The organism is Acinetobacter sp. 22323, from assembly GCF_052044895.1.
Lineage (GTDB): Bacteria > Pseudomonadota > Gammaproteobacteria > Pseudomonadales > Moraxellaceae > Acinetobacter > Acinetobacter schindleri.
The window spans coordinates 1-19,903 of the sequence record NZ_JBQEOL010000009.1 but is presented as its reverse complement, the minus strand read 5'-3'; the positions used below and the strand labels follow the sequence as shown (position 1 = coordinate 19,903).

The window sequence follows — 19,903 nt, the reverse complement described above, 5'->3', positions numbered from 1 at the left end:
ATAAATTGAACAAGGAGTTCAAATGAAAAAGATTTTAGGGACATTCATTGGATCAATGGCATTAATGCCTATTCTGGCTCATGCAGACTCTCCTTATTTCAGCTTGCAAGAAGGTGATGGCTTTAAGCGTTTTTCAGTCTCAGTAGGGGCTTTACATGTCATGCCACAAGGTAAAGCACAGCCCGTTCGTGTAAATACTGCAATTAATGAAGGTTATCAATCCAAAGTTGGAGATATTCAAGCACAAACCGTCATAGATAACCTTGATCCCGACCGTAGACCAAATCGTGTTGTTGAAGGATTAGTTAGACTCATTGGTGCATTTGGGGGTCAGGTATCTAGTGGCCTTTCTGGAGATTCTTATGTATATGGTCTTTCAGAATGGGATAACCCGGGAACAGGTCTTGAAGCAGATGATGTCACTACGCTTGGCATCATGACCAATTATTTCTTCACTGATAACGTTTCATTTGAAATGAAGGCTGGTATTCCCCCCAAAGTAGATATCAAAGGTAAAGGTACAATTTATGCTCCATTCGCCGCTGTAGCAACGCCTTTGGGTGGGATTGCAGGCAATTTAAATCTTGCCAATGACATTAGAATTACAAACCTGGCGCAGTCTAACAAAGCCGCCGAAGCTCGTGCATGGACGCCTGCTTTTGAATTCCAGTACCATTTTGGTAAAACAGGAGTAAATAAATTCCGTCCATATGTAGGAGTAGGCTTAATGTATGCCTATTTCAATGAACTTGAAATGGATAAAGGCATTGAAGCTGATCTGGTTGCTGCAGGTCATATGATCCAGAATATTATTAATCAAAATGCTGGTGCTTCTCTTGAAATGAAGGACAGTAATGGCAGAATGAAAGTGGATCTCGAAGCTACCGATGCTTTTGCTCCTGTGGTGACTGCCGGCTTTACTTATGATTTCAATGAGAAATGGTTTGCAGTTGGCTCAGTGTCTTATGCCCATTTGCAAAACGAATCCAAAATTACTGTAATTAATGAAAATACCGGGCAAACGTTAATCAATTCTAAAGCCGATGTAGAAATTAATCCGATCCTAGCGTATGCAGGTATTGGTATACGATTCTAAGACAGTTCAATTTTAAAAGCAGAGCTAAGCTCTGCTTTTTTAAGTTCGGAATTTACCAAATCAGCTAAGACTTTACGCAATATCTAGATTCTAATCTGGACCTATCCATCTCTATAAACATTGAATCTATAAAAAAAATTTATCTTTTAAGTAATTATTATTCTATCGCGACAACAAGTCGAATCGACTAACATAGGTTGCGATACTCACGGTACAGACTCTTTATGACCAGCAGCCAGTTTTCCAAGCCACTTATTTATATGCTCATTGGTTCAGCAGTAATTCTGGCATTGTCTTTAGGTGTCCGTCATGCATTTGGCCTATATCTGGTGCCGATGAGCGAAGAGTTTGGCTGGGGTCATAATGTTTTTAGCTTGGCTATTGCCATGCAAAACCTGATCTGGGGTGCAGTACAACCGATTACCGGGGCATTTGCCGATAAATATGGTAGCAAAATTGTGGTGGCTGTAGGCGGAGCCTTATATGCAATCGGTCTACTCTTGATGGCAGTCAGCTCAACCGGCTTACTGTTAAATCTGAGTGTGGGTCTGATTCTGGGTCTAGCGCTATCTGCAACTTCTTTTCCGGTGTTATTGTCTGCAGTCGGACGTGCAGCACCGCCAGAAAAGCGCAGTCTGGCCATGGGCATTGCCAGTGCAGCCGGATCTTTTGGTCAGTTTATCATGCTGCCCTCGACCCTGCTGCTGTTACAGAATGTCGGATGGTCAGCCGCACTGATGGTCAGTGCCATTTTAATCGCACTGATTGTACCCCTCGCCTGGATGCTGAAAGCACCGATGTATGTTGCTGCTAATGCCATTCCTACACCCAATAAAGCATCACTCAGTTTTAAACAGATTCTAGTGGTGGTTAAAAACCATAAACCTTTCTGGTTTCTGGCACTGGGCTTCTTTGTCTGCGGGTTCCAGGTAGTCTTTATCGGAATTCATCTGCCTGGCTATCTGATTGATCACGGGTTTAATGCCACTACTGGAACAATTTTCCTGGCACTGGTCGGTTTGTTTAATGTGGTCGGCACCTATACCGCCGGCTGGCTCGGTGGGAAATACTCTAAACCGCACTTATTGATGGGCCTGTATGGTCTACGCGGCATTGCTATTATTGCATTTTTACTGCTGCCACTCAGCACATGGACAGTTTATGCCTTTGGTGTCATCATGGGTTTATTATGGTTGTCTACCGTACCACTGACCAACGGTATTGTCGCCAATATGTTCGGGGTTAAGTATCTGACCATGCTGAGTGGTATTGTATTTTTCACCCATCAGGTTGGCTCATTCTTTGGTGGATGGCTTGGTGGTGTTAACCATGATATAGCAGGCAATTACAATGCCGTATGGATGCTATCAATTGTATTAAGCATATTTGGCGTACTGGTACATTTCTGGGTTAATGAGGAGCAAATTGTCCATGACTGATTCTCTGCTGAAACTCAAAATCTCGATTGCTGTGGCAATCCTGCTTTTACTCACATTGTCGATTGCACTATGGTTGCAAACCCCTGAACTGTTTGAATACTTTAATCAGGCTTTCTGCGCGCATTAAACTGCTGAAATAGCATCAGTAAATTTCACTATGTTTCAGCACAAAAACTAAAAGTAGTAAAACCCAACAATTCCTATATTTCTTTATTATTTCAAAATTTTAGAATTCATAATAATTTTGCGCTGTCTGGGTTTAAGTTTGTTCATATGTTTTGATTATCATAAATAAAGTTGAGGCCTCGTAATAACAAATTTATCCCAGTGATTACGAGCAAATTATTAGTTAGAATTGTATTCCGAGACAATCAGGTCATTCCATCTTCCCGGCACTCTTTCCAACTGGTCATTGCCCTTTCTTGGAATGCTATAGCCTGGCGGGTTTCCGTCCATTTTAATAAAAAATGAGAATAACGAGAAAGGTAACCTAAACCTTTGATAAGAATGACTCTGCATATAGATTGTCTACCATTAAGACTGTAACCGCATCAAAAATCTTTTATTTTCAAGCAAAAGTTAACTCTGAATATTAGGTTTGATCTAATCGATCTTTAACAAAACCAAGCAGCTGTTTACTTTTTCTCACTTAATATGTCTGGTGTATTTTCCTTTTTCTGCTTAGCGTATTAGAAAATCAGGATTCAGCATATGAATAGAGGAAAAGACCATGAATGAGCTTCAATTTTCAGATTGTGTTCGGGCCTGTATGAGCTGTTCACTCGCATGTGCCAACTGTGCTAGCGCCTGTCTTAAAGAAGAAGATCTGGAGATGATGCGGGAATGTATTCAACGCTGTCTGGATTGTGCAGATATTTGCCAGCTTTGCGCCCGTATGGAACAGAAACAGTCTCCTTTCATGCATGAGATGTGTGAACTCTGCGCCAAAGCGTGTGACTACTGTGCAGAAGAATGTGGTCAACATCAAGACGATCATTGCCTGCAGTGTGCCAAGGCGTGCCGTCGTTGTGCTGAAGAATGCCGAAAAATGGCGGCTTAAAAAATTAATTTGATAATCCTGTTCTTCATTTCAAATGGCATAGGTTAATAGTTGTATGCTCAAACCATTCCAATAAAAAAACCCGCAAGCAAATACTTACGGGTTTTTGATCTAACTTGAATTAATCAGATTAGAATAAACGGTTCATACCATTCAGTGTCGCTACACGATATGCTTCCGCCATGGTTGGGTAGTTAAACGTAGTTTCCACAAAATATTTGATGGTATTGTTCGGACTGTTCATCACCGCTTGACCAATGTGAATAATTTCAGAAGCATTGTTACCAAAACAATGAACGCCTAAAACTTCCAGCGTTTCACGATGGAATAGAATTTTCAATTCACCTACCGTATCACCGGTAATCTGGGCACGTGCCAGATGACGGAATGAAGCTTGGCCAACTTCATACGGAATTTTTTCTTCAGTCAACTGCTGTTCAGTTTTACCAATTGAAGAAATTTCCGGAATGGTATAAATACCAGTCGGGATATCCGTCACTGGTGCAACATCTTTTTCTCCACTCATGTTGGCACCCGCACAACGACCTTGGTCATAGGCAGCAGAAGCAAGAGATGGCCAGCCAATCACATCACCCGCAGCGTAGATATTTTCGACTTCGGTTTGATATTGATCATTCACAGTCAATTGACCACGGCTGTTCGGTTTCAGGCCAACATTTTCCAGACCTAAACCATCAGTATTCCCTGAACGACCATTACACCAAAGGATGGCATCTGCCTTAATTTTCTTGCCACTTTGTGTATGTAGAACTACATAATCATCAGATGTTTCAAGGTAATCAATTTGCTCATTGTGACGGATCAACACGCCTTGCTCACGCAAGTGATAAGACAATGCATCAGAGATTTCATCATCCAGGTAGCTCAGCAGTTTCGGCTGCGTATTGATCAGGTCAACTTTATGGCCCAGACCAATAAAGATCGATGCGTATTCACAGCCAATCACACCTGCACCGTAAATAATGATTTTTTGGATTGAATAATCCAGATCCAGAATTTTGTCTGAATCAAATACACGTGGGTGATTAAAGTCTAGAATTTCCGGACGATAAGGACGAGAACCGGTCGCAATCACTAATTGTTTAAACTGAATCGTTTCCTTGATGCCATCTGGAGTAAATACAAAAATGGTATTTTCATCCTGAACATAGGCACGACCATGGAAGATATCAATTTTATTACGGTCGTAAAAACGTGAATGTGTTTCAACCTGCTGTTGAATCACTTTATGCGCATTACGAAGCACTTGCTTCATGGTGAACTGTTTCCATTCACCAACTTTCTGGAACATTGGATCACGTTGATAACGGATGATGCTTGATACCGTTTGACGCAATGCTTTACTTGGAATCGTACCAACATGAGTACAGTTACCACCAAGTTGTTCACGCATATCAACGATTGCAACGCGCTTACCCGATTTGGCAAGTTTCATTGCCGCGCCTTCGCCCGCAGGGCCTGAACCTAGAACTACCGCATCGTACTTAACGAAAGTCCCACTAACGACCTCTTTCTTACGTGGCATTCAACGCTCCTTTATAAATTAAATTCATCTGCAATATCTGTTTGCCATATTATGACGTAAATCATGTCATTTTGGTGTATTTAACTGACATATATTGTGTGATGAGAACATTTTTTAAATGAATAGTCCTTTTTGCCCCATTTGTAGCTAAGTCCGTTATAATAAAAGCGCTATCTTTGATTATCTCCTCCCTTCAAAAACAGTGGAAAAGTTGAATATGTCTGAAAACCGTAAACCTGAACAGGGTGTCAAACTTCGCGGCGCGGAAAAGGTCGCCCGTATTCCTGTAAAAGTTGTACCTACGGTTGAAACACCACGGAAGCCGGACTGGATTCGCGTCAAAATGGCCGCACCTGAAGAAGTACAACGTATTAAAACTACACTTCGTCAGCAAAAATTACATACCGTATGTGAAGAAGCCGCCTGTCCTAACCTGCCTGAATGTTTTGGCGGTGGTACAGCAACCTTTATGATTATGGGGGACATCTGTACCCGTCGCTGTCCGTTCTGTGATGTGGCACATGGCCGTCCAAATGCACTAGATCCAGATGAACCGCGCCATATGGCAGAAACGATTGCTAACTTAGGTTTGAAATATGCGGTGATCACTTCGGTAGACCGTGATGATTTACTGGATGGCGGTGCACAGCATTTTGTTGATTGTATTAAAGAAGCACGTGAACTGAGTCCAAAGACTTTATTAGAAATCCTGGTTCCTGACTTCCGCGGTCGTATGGATATTGCGCTACGTATCATGACTGAATGTCCACCAGACGTGTTTAACCACAATATCGAAACTGTGCCACGTCTGTATAAAGCGATGCGTCCGGGTTCTGATTATCAGCACTCTTTAAACCTGCTGAAAATGTTTAAAGAATACTGCCCGGATATTCCAACCAAATGTGGTTTGATGGTCGGCATTGGTGAAACTGAAGAAGAAGTCATTGCACTGCTGGATGACCTGAAAGCACATGAGGTCGATTATGTAACGATTGGTCAGTACTTGCAGCCTTCTAAAGAGCATGCGCCAATTGACCGCTTTGTAACCCCAGAAGAATTCGAGCGCTACGCAGAACATGGCCGTAAGCTTGGCTTTAAGAATATCTGGTCGGCTCCAATGGTACGTTCAAGCTACTTTGCCGATCGTCAATACTACGGCGAACCGGTTCCAGCAGTACGTCGTAAAGTTGATCCGGCAAAAAAAATCACTGTTCAGACGATTGAAGCTTAAAAATCGCTTCAGCCCAAGCCCTCTTAAATAGAGGGCTTTTTTATAGCTTATGAGTTTAAATTTAAGTTAATCTTTAATAATTTTTTTCTCGTCTTCATTCATTAAGTTATTACTTATCTTCACATTTCTTTGCGTGTTCTCACTTGAATACTGCTTACTTTTCAAACAATCTCAAAAATAGTTAAAACACTTTAATATGTCGTTGAAATATTTAATAACGATAGTTCTCACAAGAACAGCTGTGAACTTGCCTAATTCTTAAATGATGCAAAAATATCGTCAAGTTTTAAGAAAACACATTATTAATACTGGCAGCGGCACAGTTGTATAACCCTGGAGAAATATAACAATGCTATTTATTTTTGCCGTGCTTCTTCTACTTGCCAGTTTATGGGCGATTTTCTTCTTTCAATTTTCCCGTACCACTGGTGCGATTACCCTGATGATCATGTCAGTGGTCTGTGCATTCATCAGCCCTTGGTCGCTATTACTCGGTATTCCCCTAATTCTGATTAGTCTGGTCGTGCTAATTGATCCTCTGCGTATGTCTTTTATTTCCAGGCCAGCTTATAAGGCTTTAGCAGATGCCATGCCAAGCATTAGCCCGACAGAACGTGAAGCGCTGGATTCCGGTACCAGCTGGTGGGAAAAAGAACTTTTTATGGGAGCGCCCAACTGGGAAACCTTTAATAATTATCCTTATCCAAAATTATCGGTCGAGGAGCAGGCATTTCTGGATAACGAAGTTGAAACGCTATGTAGCATGTTAGATGAATGGGAAATCCATGAGAAAAAAATGCTGCCTGAACATATCTGGCAGTATATTAAAGATAATGGTTTCCTCGGTTTGATTATTCCCAAAGAATATGGCGGTCGTGCCTTTAGTTCCTTTGCTCAAAGCCGGGTCATGAGCAAGATTTCTTCGCGTTCTCTCACTGCTGCAGTCAGCTGTATGGTACCTAACTCTCTCGGTCCGGGTGAGCTGTTGCTCCATTACGGTACCGAAGAGCAGAAAAACCGTTATCTGCCAGGGCTGGCACGCGGCGAAGAAATTCCCTGTTTCGGTTTGACCAGTCCAGAGGCAGGCTCAGATGCCGGAGCCATTCCAGATACCGGTGTAGTCTGCTATGGCCAGTTTGAAGGTCAGGAAGTGCTTGGTCTGAGGATGAATTTCTCCAAACGCTGGATTACTCTAGCACCAATTGCCACTGTCGTCGGTTTAGCTTTTAAAATGTATGACCCTGATCATTTACTCGGTGATAAAACAGATTATGGGATTACTTGTGCCTTGCTACCGGCCAATCATGAAGGGGTAAAAGTCGGTCCACGTCATAATCCTGGCTCCCCTTTTATGAATGGTACTGTTGAAGGTAAGGATGTATTTATTCCTTTAGACTGGATCATTGGTGGCGTGAAAAATGCCGGTAAAGGCTGGCGTATGCTGATGGAATGTCTAGCGGTTGGTCGTGGTATCTCCCTACCGGCTTTGTCTACCTCCAGTGCTGAAATGACTTATCTGAATGTCAGTGCGTTCTCGCGAATCCGTCAGCAATTCAAGATTTCAGTGGGTAAATTTGAAGGCGTACAGGAAGCCAATAGTGAAATTGCCAGTGATGCCTATATGCTGGAAGCATTCCGTTATTTAGTGACTTGTGGCTTGAATCAAGGTGGTAAGCCGGCAGTTATGACCGCGATTGCCAAATACTATGCCACAGAGACCATGCGTAAAATCGTCAATCATGGTATGGATGTCGTGGGCGGTCGTGCTATTCAAATGGGGCCTCGTAACTTCCTGGCTCTCAACTATCAGGCCATTCCAGTATCGATTACAGTCGAAGGCGCCAATATTCTGAGCCGTTCATTGATGATCTTTGGTCAAGGCTCAATGCGTTGCCATCCTTATCTATATGAAGAATTACAGCTTCTGCAAGCTGAAGACCCAAAAGCCGCTCTGAATCCATTCGATATTATGTTATTTAAACATCTGGGTTATACCTTTAACCGGACTGCCCGCTCTTTTGCCTATGCTTTTAGCGGTGGTTCAAGTGCTGCGCCACAAAGTGCAGTTGATTTTACCCGTCCTTATTACAAGATTATTAACCGGCTCAGTGCCAACTTTGCCCTGACTGCAGATATGTGTCTGGGTTTACTTGCCGGTGATATTAAACGCAAGGAAATGCTTTCTGGCCGTCTGGCTGATATTCATGCCCATCTGTTTATTGCGACGGCAATCCTGAAATTCTTTGAACATAGCAAAAAAACTGAAGCTGAACGTCTGCATGCACAATTGGCAATTGAGAAATCTTTATATACCGCTCAGGAAGCGTTTTATGACCTGTTTGCAAATTTCCCGGTGGGTGTTGCTGCTGGCATGGTCAAACTTATCTGTTTCCCATTTGGCCGACCTGTCGCGAAGCCATCTGACCGACTTAAACAGGAAGTCGCAAATGTCATGATGGAAGATAACGCTTTCCGGAAAGTACTGAAAAAGCATATTTTCTATAGCACAGCGGAAGATGATGTGAATGGTCGTATGGAATCGACCTTCACCATGTTATTGGAGATTGAGCAGCTTTGGGATCGCTTTAAAAAAGCCGAAAACAAAGGTCAATTTAAAGGACTCAGTTTTGCTGATCATGTGGCTGATGCGCATGAACAAGGCTTTATTAATGAAGAAGAAGCCAATAAGTTGCTGGACTATAATGCGCGTCGCTACGACAGCATGTTGACTGATGTCTTCGATCTGCATTTACAGGAAGTATTGGAACTTGAAAATCCTCATATTTCGAAAGCAGATGCAACAGGTACTGATACATCAGTTCAAAGTGCACCTTCACATTCAACCAGTCCTTAGATAGAACTTTTATCTAAATCGGATCTTGCTTTCCAAAGTGAGGTTATTTCCTGATTTCACTTTGGAATATCACAAGTGGCTATTCAGCCACTTTTTTACGACTATTGCACGATGGTATTTAAGATATTAAACGTTAAGCTAGACCCATAATAAAATTGAGGGTCAATGATGTCACAAAAAGATTATGAAAATGGATTGAAAGTCCGTACTGAAGTGATGGGTGAAAGCTTTGTAAAGCGTGCTCAGGACAATACGGTGCCTTTTACCCAACCTTTGCAGGACTGGATTAATGAACATGCCTGGGGTTCAACCTGGCAACGTGAAGGGGTTTTACCACGTAAATACCGTTCTCTAATTACCATTGCTTTTCTTACCGCGCAAAAAAGCCCAACTGAATTGAAAGGCCATGTTCGTGGCGCTTTGAATAACGGTGCGACAGTGGAAGAAATTCAGGAAGTGCTACTGCATAGCCTGCCTTACTGCGGCGCTCCTGCAACACAAGAAGCATTCCGTGCAGCGCTCGAAGTGATTCAGGAATATCAGACGAATCAAGAGAATTAAGAATTACTTAGGCTATTGAGCTGCTTAATGAATAAATAAAGCCGGGAATTAAAATTCCCGGCTTTTTAAATTTTAAACTGATATATCTATAGCTATAACTTCTTTAACACTGTCTTTAATATTGTTTGAAAAGATTATTCTCTTAATTCAATTTGAGTACGTTGCTCCAAGCCTTGCACCGCAGCGGAGAAATCCAGCTGGCTAGCCTGTGGCTTGGAAATCTGCTGAAATTCCTGCTGAACCAAAGACATCACTGATAAATCCAGTTGCTGTTGTTGTGCCAGCTCCAAAGCAATGCCAATATCTTTCTGCAACAAATCCAGCGCAAAGGTCTTGTGAAACTCACGGCTCAGTACACGCTGTGCCATGATATTTTCCGACATGCTGCTTTTACCACTGGAATGATTAATACAGTTTAGTGCACTGCTTAAATCAACGCCCTGCCCTTTCAGCACAGTCAGCCCTTCAGCCAATGCCCATAAATGAGTCGCCATTAGGGTATTATTCACGGCTTTCACCGCAAAGCCAGAACCGCTTTCTCCCACATATTCAATCAGGCCAGAAAAGGCATCAATGATCGGTTTGGCTTGTTCAAAAGCTTGTTCATTACCACCCACCATAACAGTTAAAGTACCGCGTTCCGCTCCAATGGTTTGACCAGAAACCGGTGCATCCAGATAAAAACTGCTTTGTTGCTCCAAGAGCTTCGCCAGTTTCTGTGCTGATTCCGGTACACCACTGGTACAGTCAATCCAGATTGCCCCTTGTTTGGGTGGATGAGCTGCAATTAATGCTTCTACATCCTGACTGGTCGGCAAACAGGAAAAGATAAAATCTGCCTGAACCGCCTGCTCAATACCAACTGCCTGCGTTACAAAAGTTTCAGCATGCGCTACAGCTTTCTGTTCAGTCCGGTTCCAGACCCAAACCTGATGTCCGAGTTTTGGCAGATGGGAGGCCATATGCCAGCCCATTGCCCCGAGTCCTAAAAATGCAATTGTATGACTCAAAAAATACTCCTCATTTTAAGCGACTGGCTTAGCCTCAACCTCAGTTATGGTTTCAGCTGGTTCAGAGGCTGGCAATTCTTTATCTTCACCACGATTCAGGAATAGATTGAGTAAGATCGCAGCTAAAGTCGCAGTACCAATACCCCCTAGATCAAAACCACCAATCTGCAAGCTATAGTTCCCTGTACCCATGATCAGACACACGGCACCAATAATCAGCGTACTGTTCTTGGTAAAATCAACCTTGTTATCTACCCAGATTTTTGCACCAGCCACCGTAATCAGACCAAATACGACAATCGATGCACCACCCAATAAAGCCACTGGAATGGTACTGATCACTGCACCAAATTTAGGTGAAAGTCCGAGTAAAATCGCGAAGATACCCGCGAAGACAAATACCGTGGTTGCATAAACCTTGGTGACTGCCATCACACCGATATTTTCAGCATAAGTGGTCATCCCCGTACCACCGACAGAAGCGGACAATGAAGTACACACCCCATCAGCAAAGAAACCACGACCCATATATGGAGACAGGTTTTTACCGGTCATCGCAGAGACTGCCTTAAAGTGCCCTAGATTTTCTGCAACCAAGATAATTGCCACTGGTGCAATCATCAGCATGGCATTCATTTCAAAGACCGGACTCTGGAAATTCGGCAAACCAAACCATGCTGCTTCACTGACTTTGGTAAAATCAATCGCAGGTCCGAAGCCCATCACATTGGTGAAAAGGAAATAAATCAGGTAGGAAGATAATAAGCCCAATAACAATAATAGACGGCGTACCATTCCTCGGGTAAACACAGCAATCACACTGATACAGATAATCGTGATTAAAGCCATCCACGAATCAAACTGGTTCGCTGAAACACTCTTAATCGCCACGGGCGCCAAGTTCAAACCGATGATCATCACGATCACGCCTGTCACTACAGGTGGCATCAGTTTTTCAATCCAGTTGGTACCAGTTTTCATCACCAGTAGCCCAATCAAGGCATAGACAATACCGCAAGCAATCGTACCGCCAAGGGCTAATCCTATATTTGGATTGGCTCCAACCCCTGAATAACCCGTCACTGCGACGACCGCACCAATAAAGGCAAAGCTTGATCCCAGATAACTAGGCAATCGACCGCCCGTGATCAGGAAAAATAAAATGGTCCCAATCCCAGTAATGAAAATCGTGAGATTGGGATCAAACCCCATTAATAAGGGTGCCAGCACGGTTGCGCCAAACATGGCAAACACATGCTGCAACCCGAGAATAATACTTTTTCCAGCAGGCAGATATTCATCTGTTTGCACGGGTGTGGTATCGAGATTGCCTTGGTAAGGCTTAAATTTTGGAAACCACGTTTCTTTTTCTTGCATCGGCTTCCCCTCCTTGATTAGGATTGAATTGAATTAGCACATTTTGTGTGGCTCACAGTAAGAACGGTTGAAGTACATCAGCGCATTGCCTTGACTCTGGCACATCGCTTTCACCTCACAGAACAGCACGTCATGACTGCCTACGGATAAACATTGGACCACCTCGCAGTCAAAACTGACTAAGGCATCCTCAAGTACAGGTGACTGAGTCACCAAAGTTTTCCAGTTCCCCTGACTGAAACGCTCTGCCATTGGTGTTTTTCCACCAAACAGATTGGAAAGATGTTGTTGATGTGATGCCAGGGTATTCACACACAACACCTGATTCTTTTTAAAGGTTTCATAAACTGAAGCAGAACGGTTCAGACACACCAGCAACGTTGGTGGTGTATCCGTCACGCTACATACGGCTGAGGCAGTAAATCCTGCCTGTCCTGCCTCACCTTGCGTGGTAATGACATTGACTGCAGCCCCGAGATTGGACATGCCTTGACGGAAAATCTGCTGATCAACTTGGGTAAAGATGTCACCCGATGCGTTAGTCGCCAAAACCTTATTTAATGCTTTATTTTCTGCAACTGTCTCTGTGATGATTTTAGATAGTTTGGCATTCATGCTGTTCTCCCTACCCCAAGTCGATGTTCAGTTTCAGACCTGGGGCATCTAGTAATGAGATTGAATCAGGTGGATCGGCTTATACATGGGCAATCGAAGCAATTTCGACTAGCGCATCAAGTTTGACCAAACCCGTCTGTACGCAATACCGTGCCGGCTTATCTCCCGGGAAATACTCAGCATAAACTGTATTAATCGCAGCATAATCTGCCCAGTCTTTGACAAAGACATGGTTAAACGTTACGTCATCCATGCTGCCACCGGCTTCTTCAATCACACGCTTGATAGTTTCCAGAATATGACGGGTCTGTGCTGCGGCATCACCGACATGCACCACATTATTATTTTCATCAAAAGCTAATGTACCGGATACATACACGATATTGTCTGCCTTGGTTGCCGGTACATACGGTGCTAATGGTTTCGATGTTCCTGCTGGAATAATGATTTCTTTAGGCATACTATTTTTTCCTTAATTCTGTTCTTTAATTCTTTATGCGCTTACAGCTAATTTAGTTTCTTTTAGTGACTCACTTTCTTTTTGTAAGGTCTCTACAAAATTTTTGGTATCTGATACCCAGCCAAAGAAAGTCTTGATGTTATACAGACTGGCTTCATGCGCTTCGACTGGACCGGCCTGATGGCAGGCATCAGCAAGTGCGATACCAAAATATTCTAAGAAGAAGCCATCACGTAGTGTCGACTCCACACACACGTTGGTGGCAATCCCCACAAAGACCAGATTGCGAATTCCTCTTACACGCAACATGCTGTCCAGCGCAGTATTAAAGAAACCGCTATAACGTGGCTTTTCGATCACCAGGTCTTGTGGCAGTGGCTTTAACTCATCAATCAGCTCAAAATCCCAGCCACCTTTTGCTAACAATTGCCCCTGTAATTCAGGACGTTTACGCATGGTCTTTAAGGCATTGGATTTATGGAAATTTGGAGAGTCCTTACCACCCGCTTCCTTATATTCTGCATCCCAGCCATTTTTGAAATAAATCACCTGAATACCGGCTGCATGTGCGGCATCAACGGCCTTTTTAATATTTTCAACCACGGGCTTGGTTTTCGAGACATCAAAGCCCGCCAGATCCAGATAGCCACCCTGAGAGGTATAGGCATTTTGCATATCAATCACAATCAAGGCTGTCTGTTCTGGTGCAAGACAAATCGCTTCGGGTTCCGCTTTAAGCGTTTTTCCTGTGCCGAGTTTTTCCGTAAAACCGGCTGTTACGACTGATTCACTCATGCGCTTTTCTCCAAAACTGGCGCTGCATCTTCAATGACAATATGATCACGGCATTTCATTAGCGGCTGGATTTTTTGACCAAAGTCTTCAACCCCTTGAATAAAATCATCAAAAGTTAGTAGTACGCCTTCCGTACCTTTGATCTCACCAATTTCATCCAACATTCGTGCCACATTTTCATAAGAACCCACCAGCGTACCCATATTGATATTCACTGGAGATACGCTAGAAGCCATTTGACGGATATTGGTGTCTGCACCGGAAGTGGTATCTTTACCGCCTTGATTCATCAGCCAGTTAATCGCTTCCATATCAGCACCATCGTTATAGTGCTGCCATTTGGCTTGCGCTTCTTCATCAGTTTCTGCAGCAATCACCATAAACAGCACATAAGTCTGTACATCACGGCCAGTCACATCTGTTTTTTCTTTGAGGCGGTCATTAATTTCTGCATAAGCTGTTGGAGTATTCAGGCCTTTACCAAACACGAAGTTATAGTCAGCATATTGTGCAGAAAACTCTAAACCTGCATCAGATTGACCTGCACAGATAATCTTCATGTCGGCTTGTGGACGTGGGCTAACACGGCAATCTTCCATCTGGAAATGTTCGCCTTTAAAGTCTGATTTACCAGTCGCCCAAAGTTCACGCAGAATTTGTACATATTCAGACAGATATTCATAGCGTTTGCCAAAATAGTCATTACCTGGCCACATACCCATTTGGGTATATTCAGGTGGCTGCCAGCCAGTTACGACATTCAGACCAAAACGGCCATTTGAAATCGAATCAATGGTTGATGCCATGCGCGCGACAATTGCAGGTGGCATCACCAGAGTTGCGGCAGTTGCGAAAATTTTAATTTTGCTGGTGACAGCCGCAAGACCTGCCATCAGGGTAAACGTTTCCAGGTTATGTTCCCAGAATTCAGTCTTGCCGCCAAAGCCACGCAGCTTGATCATGGAAAGTGCGAAATCGAAACCATAGTGCTCAGCGCGCTGTACGATTTGTTTATTTAACTCAAAAGTCGGCATGTACTGCGGTGCATTTTCAGAGAGTAACCAGCCATTATTTCCGATTGGACAGAAGACACCTATTTTCATTTTCACACCTCATTATTTTTAACACTTATTCAAAATTCTGATTCCACTTCGGGAATTTTATTTACAAGATAAACATTGCAAAGCGTGTGCCAACTATATTTAATTTATAAATATCATACACTTAATATTTTATTTTTTGAATTTTTAGTAAAATATCTATTTTTACCTATGAGTCAATTTTGAACATACTGTTTCATTCAAGTGCACTCGTAGCAATTTGTGCATTTGCAGTTCATGCATCAATTCGAAGTAAAAACCATGCTGATGCTACAAAATGATTGATTAGAAAAAATGAAAAACCAGACACGAGGTCTGGCTTTTAAAAAATCTTCAAGCTAAGGGGGAAATCAGGAAGGAAAGGATCCGTTGATTGACCTGATCTGTCTCGGTCACAGTGGAGGCATGCGCACCTGTAGCAAGCAAACTGAGGTAACTATGCGGCAGGCATTGCTGTAATTGCTGTGACCGTTGATAAGGCACCAGAAAATCATCCTGATTGGCAAGCAGATGCACACGAACATCTTTGAGTGCTTGCTGATGCTCTTCGTTCAGTTTAAAGGCCTGTACAGCTTGTAAGCGTGCTAGAACATTTGAAATTGGAGGAAAATCTAAAAGCTGCTTATTTTCTGCTTCAGTTAACTGATCAATATGAGTCGAGATCCATTGCGGCGGATAAAGAAATAAAGCCTGTGCTCTCACATAAGCCTCTGCCCCGCTATTCACCAATAAGGAAGTTCGTGCCTCGAAACATTTCTGAGTATGAGCATCCAGCTCTCCCCAAGCATTTAACATGGTCAGACTGAGCAGCTTAAACTTTCTTTCAGCCTGATAGGTCGCCAGTTGCATGCCGATATGTCCGCCCAATGCATGCCCGATAAAATGAAACTCTCGAATACCATCATTGATCAATAAATCCAGAATCTGGCAGGCCATATGGTCGATCGAATAAGACATGGGCAAGAGTTCAGAATCTGAATGACAGCCTTCCTGATCATAAGTGACTACATGAAAATGCTGCTGTAAAACTCTAATTTGAGGATTCCAGAAACTGGCATGCCCGCCCAGTCCGGGTGAAAGCACCACATAAGGTGCATCTGCCCGTGCTGCAAGATGAATAGATAAAGACATATCACTCTCATATTTTAACTATGAGTTGAATGCAGCAAGATATATGCCTGAACAGGATTTTTTTTGAACAATTGATAAAATTATAGCCAGTAGACATTAAAGCTATAATAAAATTCCTGCACCTCAAAGCGCACGTTATAGCCCAGTTCAGTCAATTCTGCCGAAAGACCACGGATCTCTTCTAAAGGCAAATGTTTTGGAAATACCGTTAATACAGCAGTATTGCCTTGTCGGGCATTGTCCTCAATTAATTGAGCCAAACGGGGCTTATACATTTCAATATTCAAGTTGGCTACATTCGATAAAACTTTGGCCTGATCAGCAGTCATAAAACTCATTGTTTTTACTCTTTTTTGATTTTATTCAATGAAATTAAATGATTTAAATCACATAAAATATTCGTGTTTTGTAAACCAAAAATAAAAATTGGTCATAAAAAAATCCCCCACTAGGAGAGATTTTTTAAGCGATTTAAATTTTATTCTGGTAAAGGAATATATTGCGATGATGTATTTTGCTGCTGTTTACGTTCACCCACCACAACCTCCAGATCCTGTTTTTTACCTTCACGTTCCACTTCAATCCTAATTTTACTACCTGGAGCTTGCAGAGCTACGTAGTTAATCAGATGTGAGGCTGAAGTAATCTGTTCGTCATTGACCATGATTATCTTATCACCGCGCTGAATACCTGCTTGGGCGGAAGGACCATTTGGCAATACTTCTGCCACAGTCACGCCCTGTTCGGATGGTTTCATTACATCATTTCGTTGTGGAGGCAACAAGCTAATACCTAACCAGCCACGCACTACACGGCCATCTTTCAAAATGGCATTCATGATCTGCTGACAGACTTTGGCTGGAATTGCAAAACCAATGCCTAATGAACCGCCAGACTGAGAGAAAATTGCCGTATTCACCCCAATCAGATTCCCTGAGACATCAATCAGGGCACCACCTGAGTTTCCTGGATTAATTGCTGCATCCGTCTGGATAAAGTCTTCATAGGTATTGATACCCAGATCAGAACGACCCGTCGCAGAAATAATCCCCTGCGTCACGGTTTGACCCACACCGAACGGATTACCAATCGCCAGAACGACATCACCAACTTCATTACCACTCAATTTAAATGGCAATACCGGTAATTTATCCAGCTCAATCTTGATCACTGCCAAGTCAGTATCCGGGTCAGTCCCAATCACTTCTGCTTCAGCACGGCGGCCATCATTTAAGGCGACAATGATCTGGTCAGCCTGTGCAATCACATGATTATTCGTCAGAATATAACCATCTGCACGCACAATTACGCCTGAACCCAGGCTATTTTCATTTGGCCCCTGAGAGAACTGTTCTGGTAACTGATCACCGAAAAACTCACGGAACACAGGATCATTCAGTAAAGGATTATCCTGTCTCTTCACTTTTTGTGTGGTAAAAATATTCACTACAGCCGGTGCAGCCACTTTCACCGCAGCGCTGTAAGAAACCACCCCACCAGCACGTGAAGTATCCAGTAATGGTTCAACTTTTTCAGCAGGCATTTTGACGCCATCTGGCGCAACAGGTGCTTTTGGCTTTTGCAACTGTTGCCAACCTAGAAAGACGATGATCACTAAGATCAGCAATACCCAAGGTAACCATGTAAAGGTCCGACGCACGTTATTATCCTCTGACAATATTTTTAATTTATTGATGACTAAGCAATTTGTGCTCTATTGTAAAGCTAAACACAAAACTAAACATAAAAAAAGCAAAAGAGATTTGTGCTGCTTTAGTTACAATTCAAAATATGTTTTGATGATGACAATTGAAAGGTTTAGAGAGAAATTTATGGCCAGATTGCAGGACATTATTCAATGGTGCGACCAAACGCTGATTGCACATGAATTCAAGGACTATGCCCCAAATGGTTTGCAAATTGAAGGTAAGTCTGAGGTCAATAAAATTCTGTGTGCTGTGACTGCTTCTCAAGGAGCCATTGAAGCCGCAATTGCTCAGGGTGCGGATCTCCTACTGGTACATCATGGCTATTTCTGGAAGGGTGAACCCTACCCAATTACTGGCATGCGCGGTAAACGGATTAAGACGCTAATTCAACATGATATCTCACTGGTTGGCTATCACCTGCCTTTAGACAGTCATCCGACTTTGGGAAATAATGCGGCAATTGCCGACCTGCTGGAACTGGAAAATCTGGAACAATTAGATCCAAATGAACGTCGTCCAATTGGCAATATTGGCTATTTAAAACAGGCCATGACACCAGAACAATTTAAGGCTTATGTTTCTGAAAAATTGGGCTTTGATGCGATTCATTTACCAGCAGACAAAACTGAAATTCGTAAAGTTGGTTTCTGTACTGGAGGTGCGCAGGATTATATTCAAAAAGCTGCAGCACAGAACTGTGATGCCTATATTTCTGGTGAAGTGTCTGAACGGACCTTCTATGAAGCTCAGGAACTGGATGTGCATTATTATGCCTGTGGTCACCATGCAACCGAGAAATATGGTGTTCAACGCCTTGCAAAAGCTATTTCCCAGCAGTTCAATATTGAGTATAGTTATTTCGAATTAAACAATCCGATTTAATTTCACCTGACGGTATTTGACAGCGGCTTTATACGTATAATTTCAGGCTTTATTCTGTATTCTTATTTATCTACAATGCGCATTTCTGCCTGTTTTTCTATTACAATAAAGCCACTTATTGTCAAAACCCAGCAAAATGCAAGGAATTGAAAACATGACAACCATTACTTTACCAGCATTACCTTACGGCTACGAAGATCTTGCTCCACACATCAGCAAAGAAACTTTAGAATACCATCACGACAAACACCACAATACTTACGTGGTTAACCTGAACAACCTGATCGCTGGTACTGAGCTTGAAGGCAAAACTTTAGAAGAAATCATCCTGGCTTCTGCTGGCGATTCATCTAAAGCAGGTATCTTCAATAACGCGGCTCAAGTTTGGAACCACACGTTCTACTGGAACTGTATGGCGAAAAATGGCGGTGGTGCTGCAACTGGCCCATTGGCTGCGAAAATTGATGAAGCTTTCGGCTCTTACGAAAAATTCGCTGAAGAATTTGCCAATGCTGCTGCAACTCAATTCGGTTCAGGTTGGGCTTGGTTAGTTGCTGACCAAGTTAACGGCAACCTTTCTATTCTTAAAACGTCTAATGCTGATACTCCAATGGCACACGGTAAAATTGCTGTGTTGACAATTGACGTTTGGGAACACGCTTACTACATCGACTACCGCAATGCTCGTCCTAAATATATCTCTACTTTCCTAGAAAGCCTGGTGAACTGGGACTACGCAAACGCGAAATATGCAGGCCAGCCTGCAGGTGTTGAGAAATAATTCTTTATTTCTTTACTAAAAAAATCACCCATTTTGGGTGATTTTTTTATTTTTAGGCTCTAAATGAATATTTATAAAGCAAACAATTCATTTCTTTACATTAATTGATTGACGACCTGCCGATTCCTCCCTAAAATGCCGATCAGATTCTCCAATAGCTCAGTCGGTAGAGCGACGGACTGTTAATCCGCAGGTCCCTGGTTCGAGCCCAGGTTGGAGAGCCAATCTATTCTCCCATAGCTCAGTCGGTAGAGCG

19 protein-coding genes and 1 tRNA gene are annotated in these 19,903 nt (G+C 42.7%); 10 read left to right on the top strand and 10 right to left on the bottom strand.

What is annotated here, in order from left to right:
• Nucleotides 1-22 precede the first annotated feature (22 nt).
• The 4 genes from ACTJIX_RS07485 (at nt 23) to ACTJIX_RS07470 (ending at nt 3,595) form a co-directional block, all read left to right on the top strand.
• Entirely contained in the window at nt 23-1,096 is a 1,074-nt protein-coding gene (locus ACTJIX_RS07485) for an OmpW family protein (RefSeq protein ID WP_368781344.1), read from the top strand.
• Nucleotides 1,097-1,320: 224 nt separating this feature from the next.
• A complete protein-coding gene (locus ACTJIX_RS07480) occupies nt 1,321-2,535 on the top strand; it encodes an MFS transporter (protein ID WP_368781345.1) in 1,215 nt (404 codons plus the stop codon).
• Nucleotides 2,528-2,662: a hypothetical protein gene (locus tag ACTJIX_RS07475; protein WP_004810539.1), complete on the top strand. Its 135-nt coding sequence runs from the start codon at nt 2,528-2,530 to the stop codon at nt 2,660-2,662. The genes ACTJIX_RS07480 and ACTJIX_RS07475 overlap by 8 nt, the downstream gene beginning before the upstream one ends.
• A gap of 603 nt (nt 2,663-3,265) precedes the next feature.
• Nucleotides 3,266-3,595, top strand: coding sequence for a four-helix bundle copper-binding protein (locus tag ACTJIX_RS07470; RefSeq protein ID WP_180184318.1), 330 nt, complete (start codon nt 3,266-3,268; stop codon nt 3,593-3,595).
• Between the two features lie 130 nt (nt 3,596-3,725).
• On the opposite strand, the gene sthA is transcribed toward ACTJIX_RS07470, so the two are convergent.
• Nucleotides 3,726-5,141: a Si-specific NAD(P)(+) transhydrogenase gene (gene sthA, locus ACTJIX_RS07465; protein WP_004810544.1), complete on the bottom strand. Its 1,416-nt coding sequence runs from the start codon at nt 5,139-5,141 to the stop codon at nt 3,726-3,728.
• 217 nt (nt 5,142-5,358) lie between these two features.
• On the opposite strand from sthA, the gene lipA reads away from it, so the two are divergent.
• The 3 genes from lipA to ACTJIX_RS07450 all read left to right on the top strand — a co-directional run bounded on the left by lipA (nt 5,359) and on the right by ACTJIX_RS07450 (nt 9,787).
• Nucleotides 5,359-6,372, top strand: a complete 1,014-nt coding sequence (gene lipA / locus ACTJIX_RS07460) for a lipoyl synthase (RefSeq protein ID WP_163168404.1) — start codon at nt 5,359-5,361, stop codon at nt 6,370-6,372.
• A 349-nt stretch (nt 6,373-6,721) separates the two neighbouring features.
• Nucleotides 6,722-9,226 (top strand): acyl-CoA dehydrogenase, encoded by a 2,505-nt coding sequence (locus tag ACTJIX_RS07455; protein ID WP_440611322.1) that lies wholly within the window; start codon nt 6,722-6,724, stop codon nt 9,224-9,226.
• A 168-nt stretch (nt 9,227-9,394) separates the two neighbouring features.
• A complete protein-coding gene (locus tag ACTJIX_RS07450) occupies nt 9,395-9,787 on the top strand; it encodes a carboxymuconolactone decarboxylase family protein (RefSeq protein ID WP_440611339.1) in 393 nt (130 codons plus the stop codon).
• 134 nt (nt 9,788-9,921) lie between these two features.
• On the opposite strand, the gene ACTJIX_RS07445 is transcribed toward ACTJIX_RS07450, so the two are convergent.
• From ACTJIX_RS07445 to ACTJIX_RS07405, 9 genes are all read right to left on the bottom strand, one after another.
• Nucleotides 9,922-10,761: an NAD(P)-dependent oxidoreductase gene (locus ACTJIX_RS07445; RefSeq protein WP_440611338.1), complete on the bottom strand. Its 840-nt coding sequence runs from the start codon at nt 10,759-10,761 to the stop codon at nt 9,922-9,924.
• Between the two features lie 51 nt (nt 10,762-10,812).
• Entirely contained in the window at nt 10,813-12,174 is a 1,362-nt protein-coding gene (gene rutG / locus ACTJIX_RS07440; RefSeq protein WP_284879217.1) for a pyrimidine utilization transport protein G, read from the bottom strand.
• 33 nt (nt 12,175-12,207) lie between these two features.
• Nucleotides 12,208-12,723: an NADH-dependent FMN reductase RutF gene (gene rutF / locus ACTJIX_RS07435; protein ID WP_372510662.1), complete on the bottom strand. Its 516-nt coding sequence runs from the start codon at nt 12,721-12,723 to the stop codon at nt 12,208-12,210.
• 145 nt (nt 12,724-12,868) lie between these two features.
• Nucleotides 12,869-13,249 (bottom strand): pyrimidine utilization protein C, encoded by a 381-nt coding sequence (gene rutC / locus ACTJIX_RS07430; protein ID WP_440611321.1) that lies wholly within the window; start codon nt 13,247-13,249, stop codon nt 12,869-12,871.
• Nucleotides 13,250-13,282: 33 nt separating this feature from the next.
• Nucleotides 13,283-14,044: a pyrimidine utilization protein B gene (gene rutB / locus ACTJIX_RS07425; RefSeq protein WP_262478606.1), complete on the bottom strand. Its 762-nt coding sequence runs from the start codon at nt 14,042-14,044 to the stop codon at nt 13,283-13,285.
• Nucleotides 14,041-15,147, bottom strand: a complete 1,107-nt coding sequence (rutA, locus tag ACTJIX_RS07420) for a pyrimidine utilization protein A (protein WP_005221443.1) — start codon at nt 15,145-15,147, stop codon at nt 14,041-14,043. Before rutA ends, rutB begins: the two co-directional genes overlap by 4 nt.
• Nucleotides 15,148-15,477: 330 nt before the next feature.
• Nucleotides 15,478-16,275, bottom strand: a complete 798-nt coding sequence (rutD, locus tag ACTJIX_RS07415) for a pyrimidine utilization protein D (protein WP_005221441.1) — start codon at nt 16,273-16,275, stop codon at nt 15,478-15,480.
• Nucleotides 16,276-16,355: 80 nt separating this feature from the next.
• Nucleotides 16,356-16,613, bottom strand: coding sequence for a hypothetical protein (locus ACTJIX_RS07410; RefSeq protein WP_004810565.1), 258 nt, complete (start codon nt 16,611-16,613; stop codon nt 16,356-16,358).
• 140 nt (nt 16,614-16,753) lie between these two features.
• Nucleotides 16,754-17,935, bottom strand: a complete 1,182-nt coding sequence (locus ACTJIX_RS07405) for a trypsin-like peptidase domain-containing protein (protein ID WP_004810569.1) — start codon at nt 17,933-17,935, stop codon at nt 16,754-16,756.
• A gap of 172 nt (nt 17,936-18,107) precedes the next feature.
• Here ACTJIX_RS07405 and ACTJIX_RS07400 point away from each other — a divergent pair, with 172 nt between their 5' ends.
• The 3 genes from ACTJIX_RS07400 to ACTJIX_RS07390 all read left to right on the top strand — a co-directional run bounded on the left by ACTJIX_RS07400 (nt 18,108) and on the right by ACTJIX_RS07390 (nt 19,871).
• Complete coding sequence (locus ACTJIX_RS07400) at nt 18,108-18,866, top strand: Nif3-like dinuclear metal center hexameric protein (protein WP_005221439.1); 759 nt, start codon at nt 18,108-18,110, stop codon at nt 18,864-18,866.
• A 154-nt stretch (nt 18,867-19,020) separates the two neighbouring features.
• A complete protein-coding gene (locus tag ACTJIX_RS07395; RefSeq protein WP_005221437.1) occupies nt 19,021-19,647 on the top strand; it encodes a superoxide dismutase in 627 nt (208 codons plus the stop codon).
• Nucleotides 19,648-19,795: 148 nt separating this feature from the next.
• Nucleotides 19,796-19,871, top strand: a tRNA-Asn gene (locus tag ACTJIX_RS07390).
• Nucleotides 19,872-19,903 lie beyond the last annotated feature (32 nt).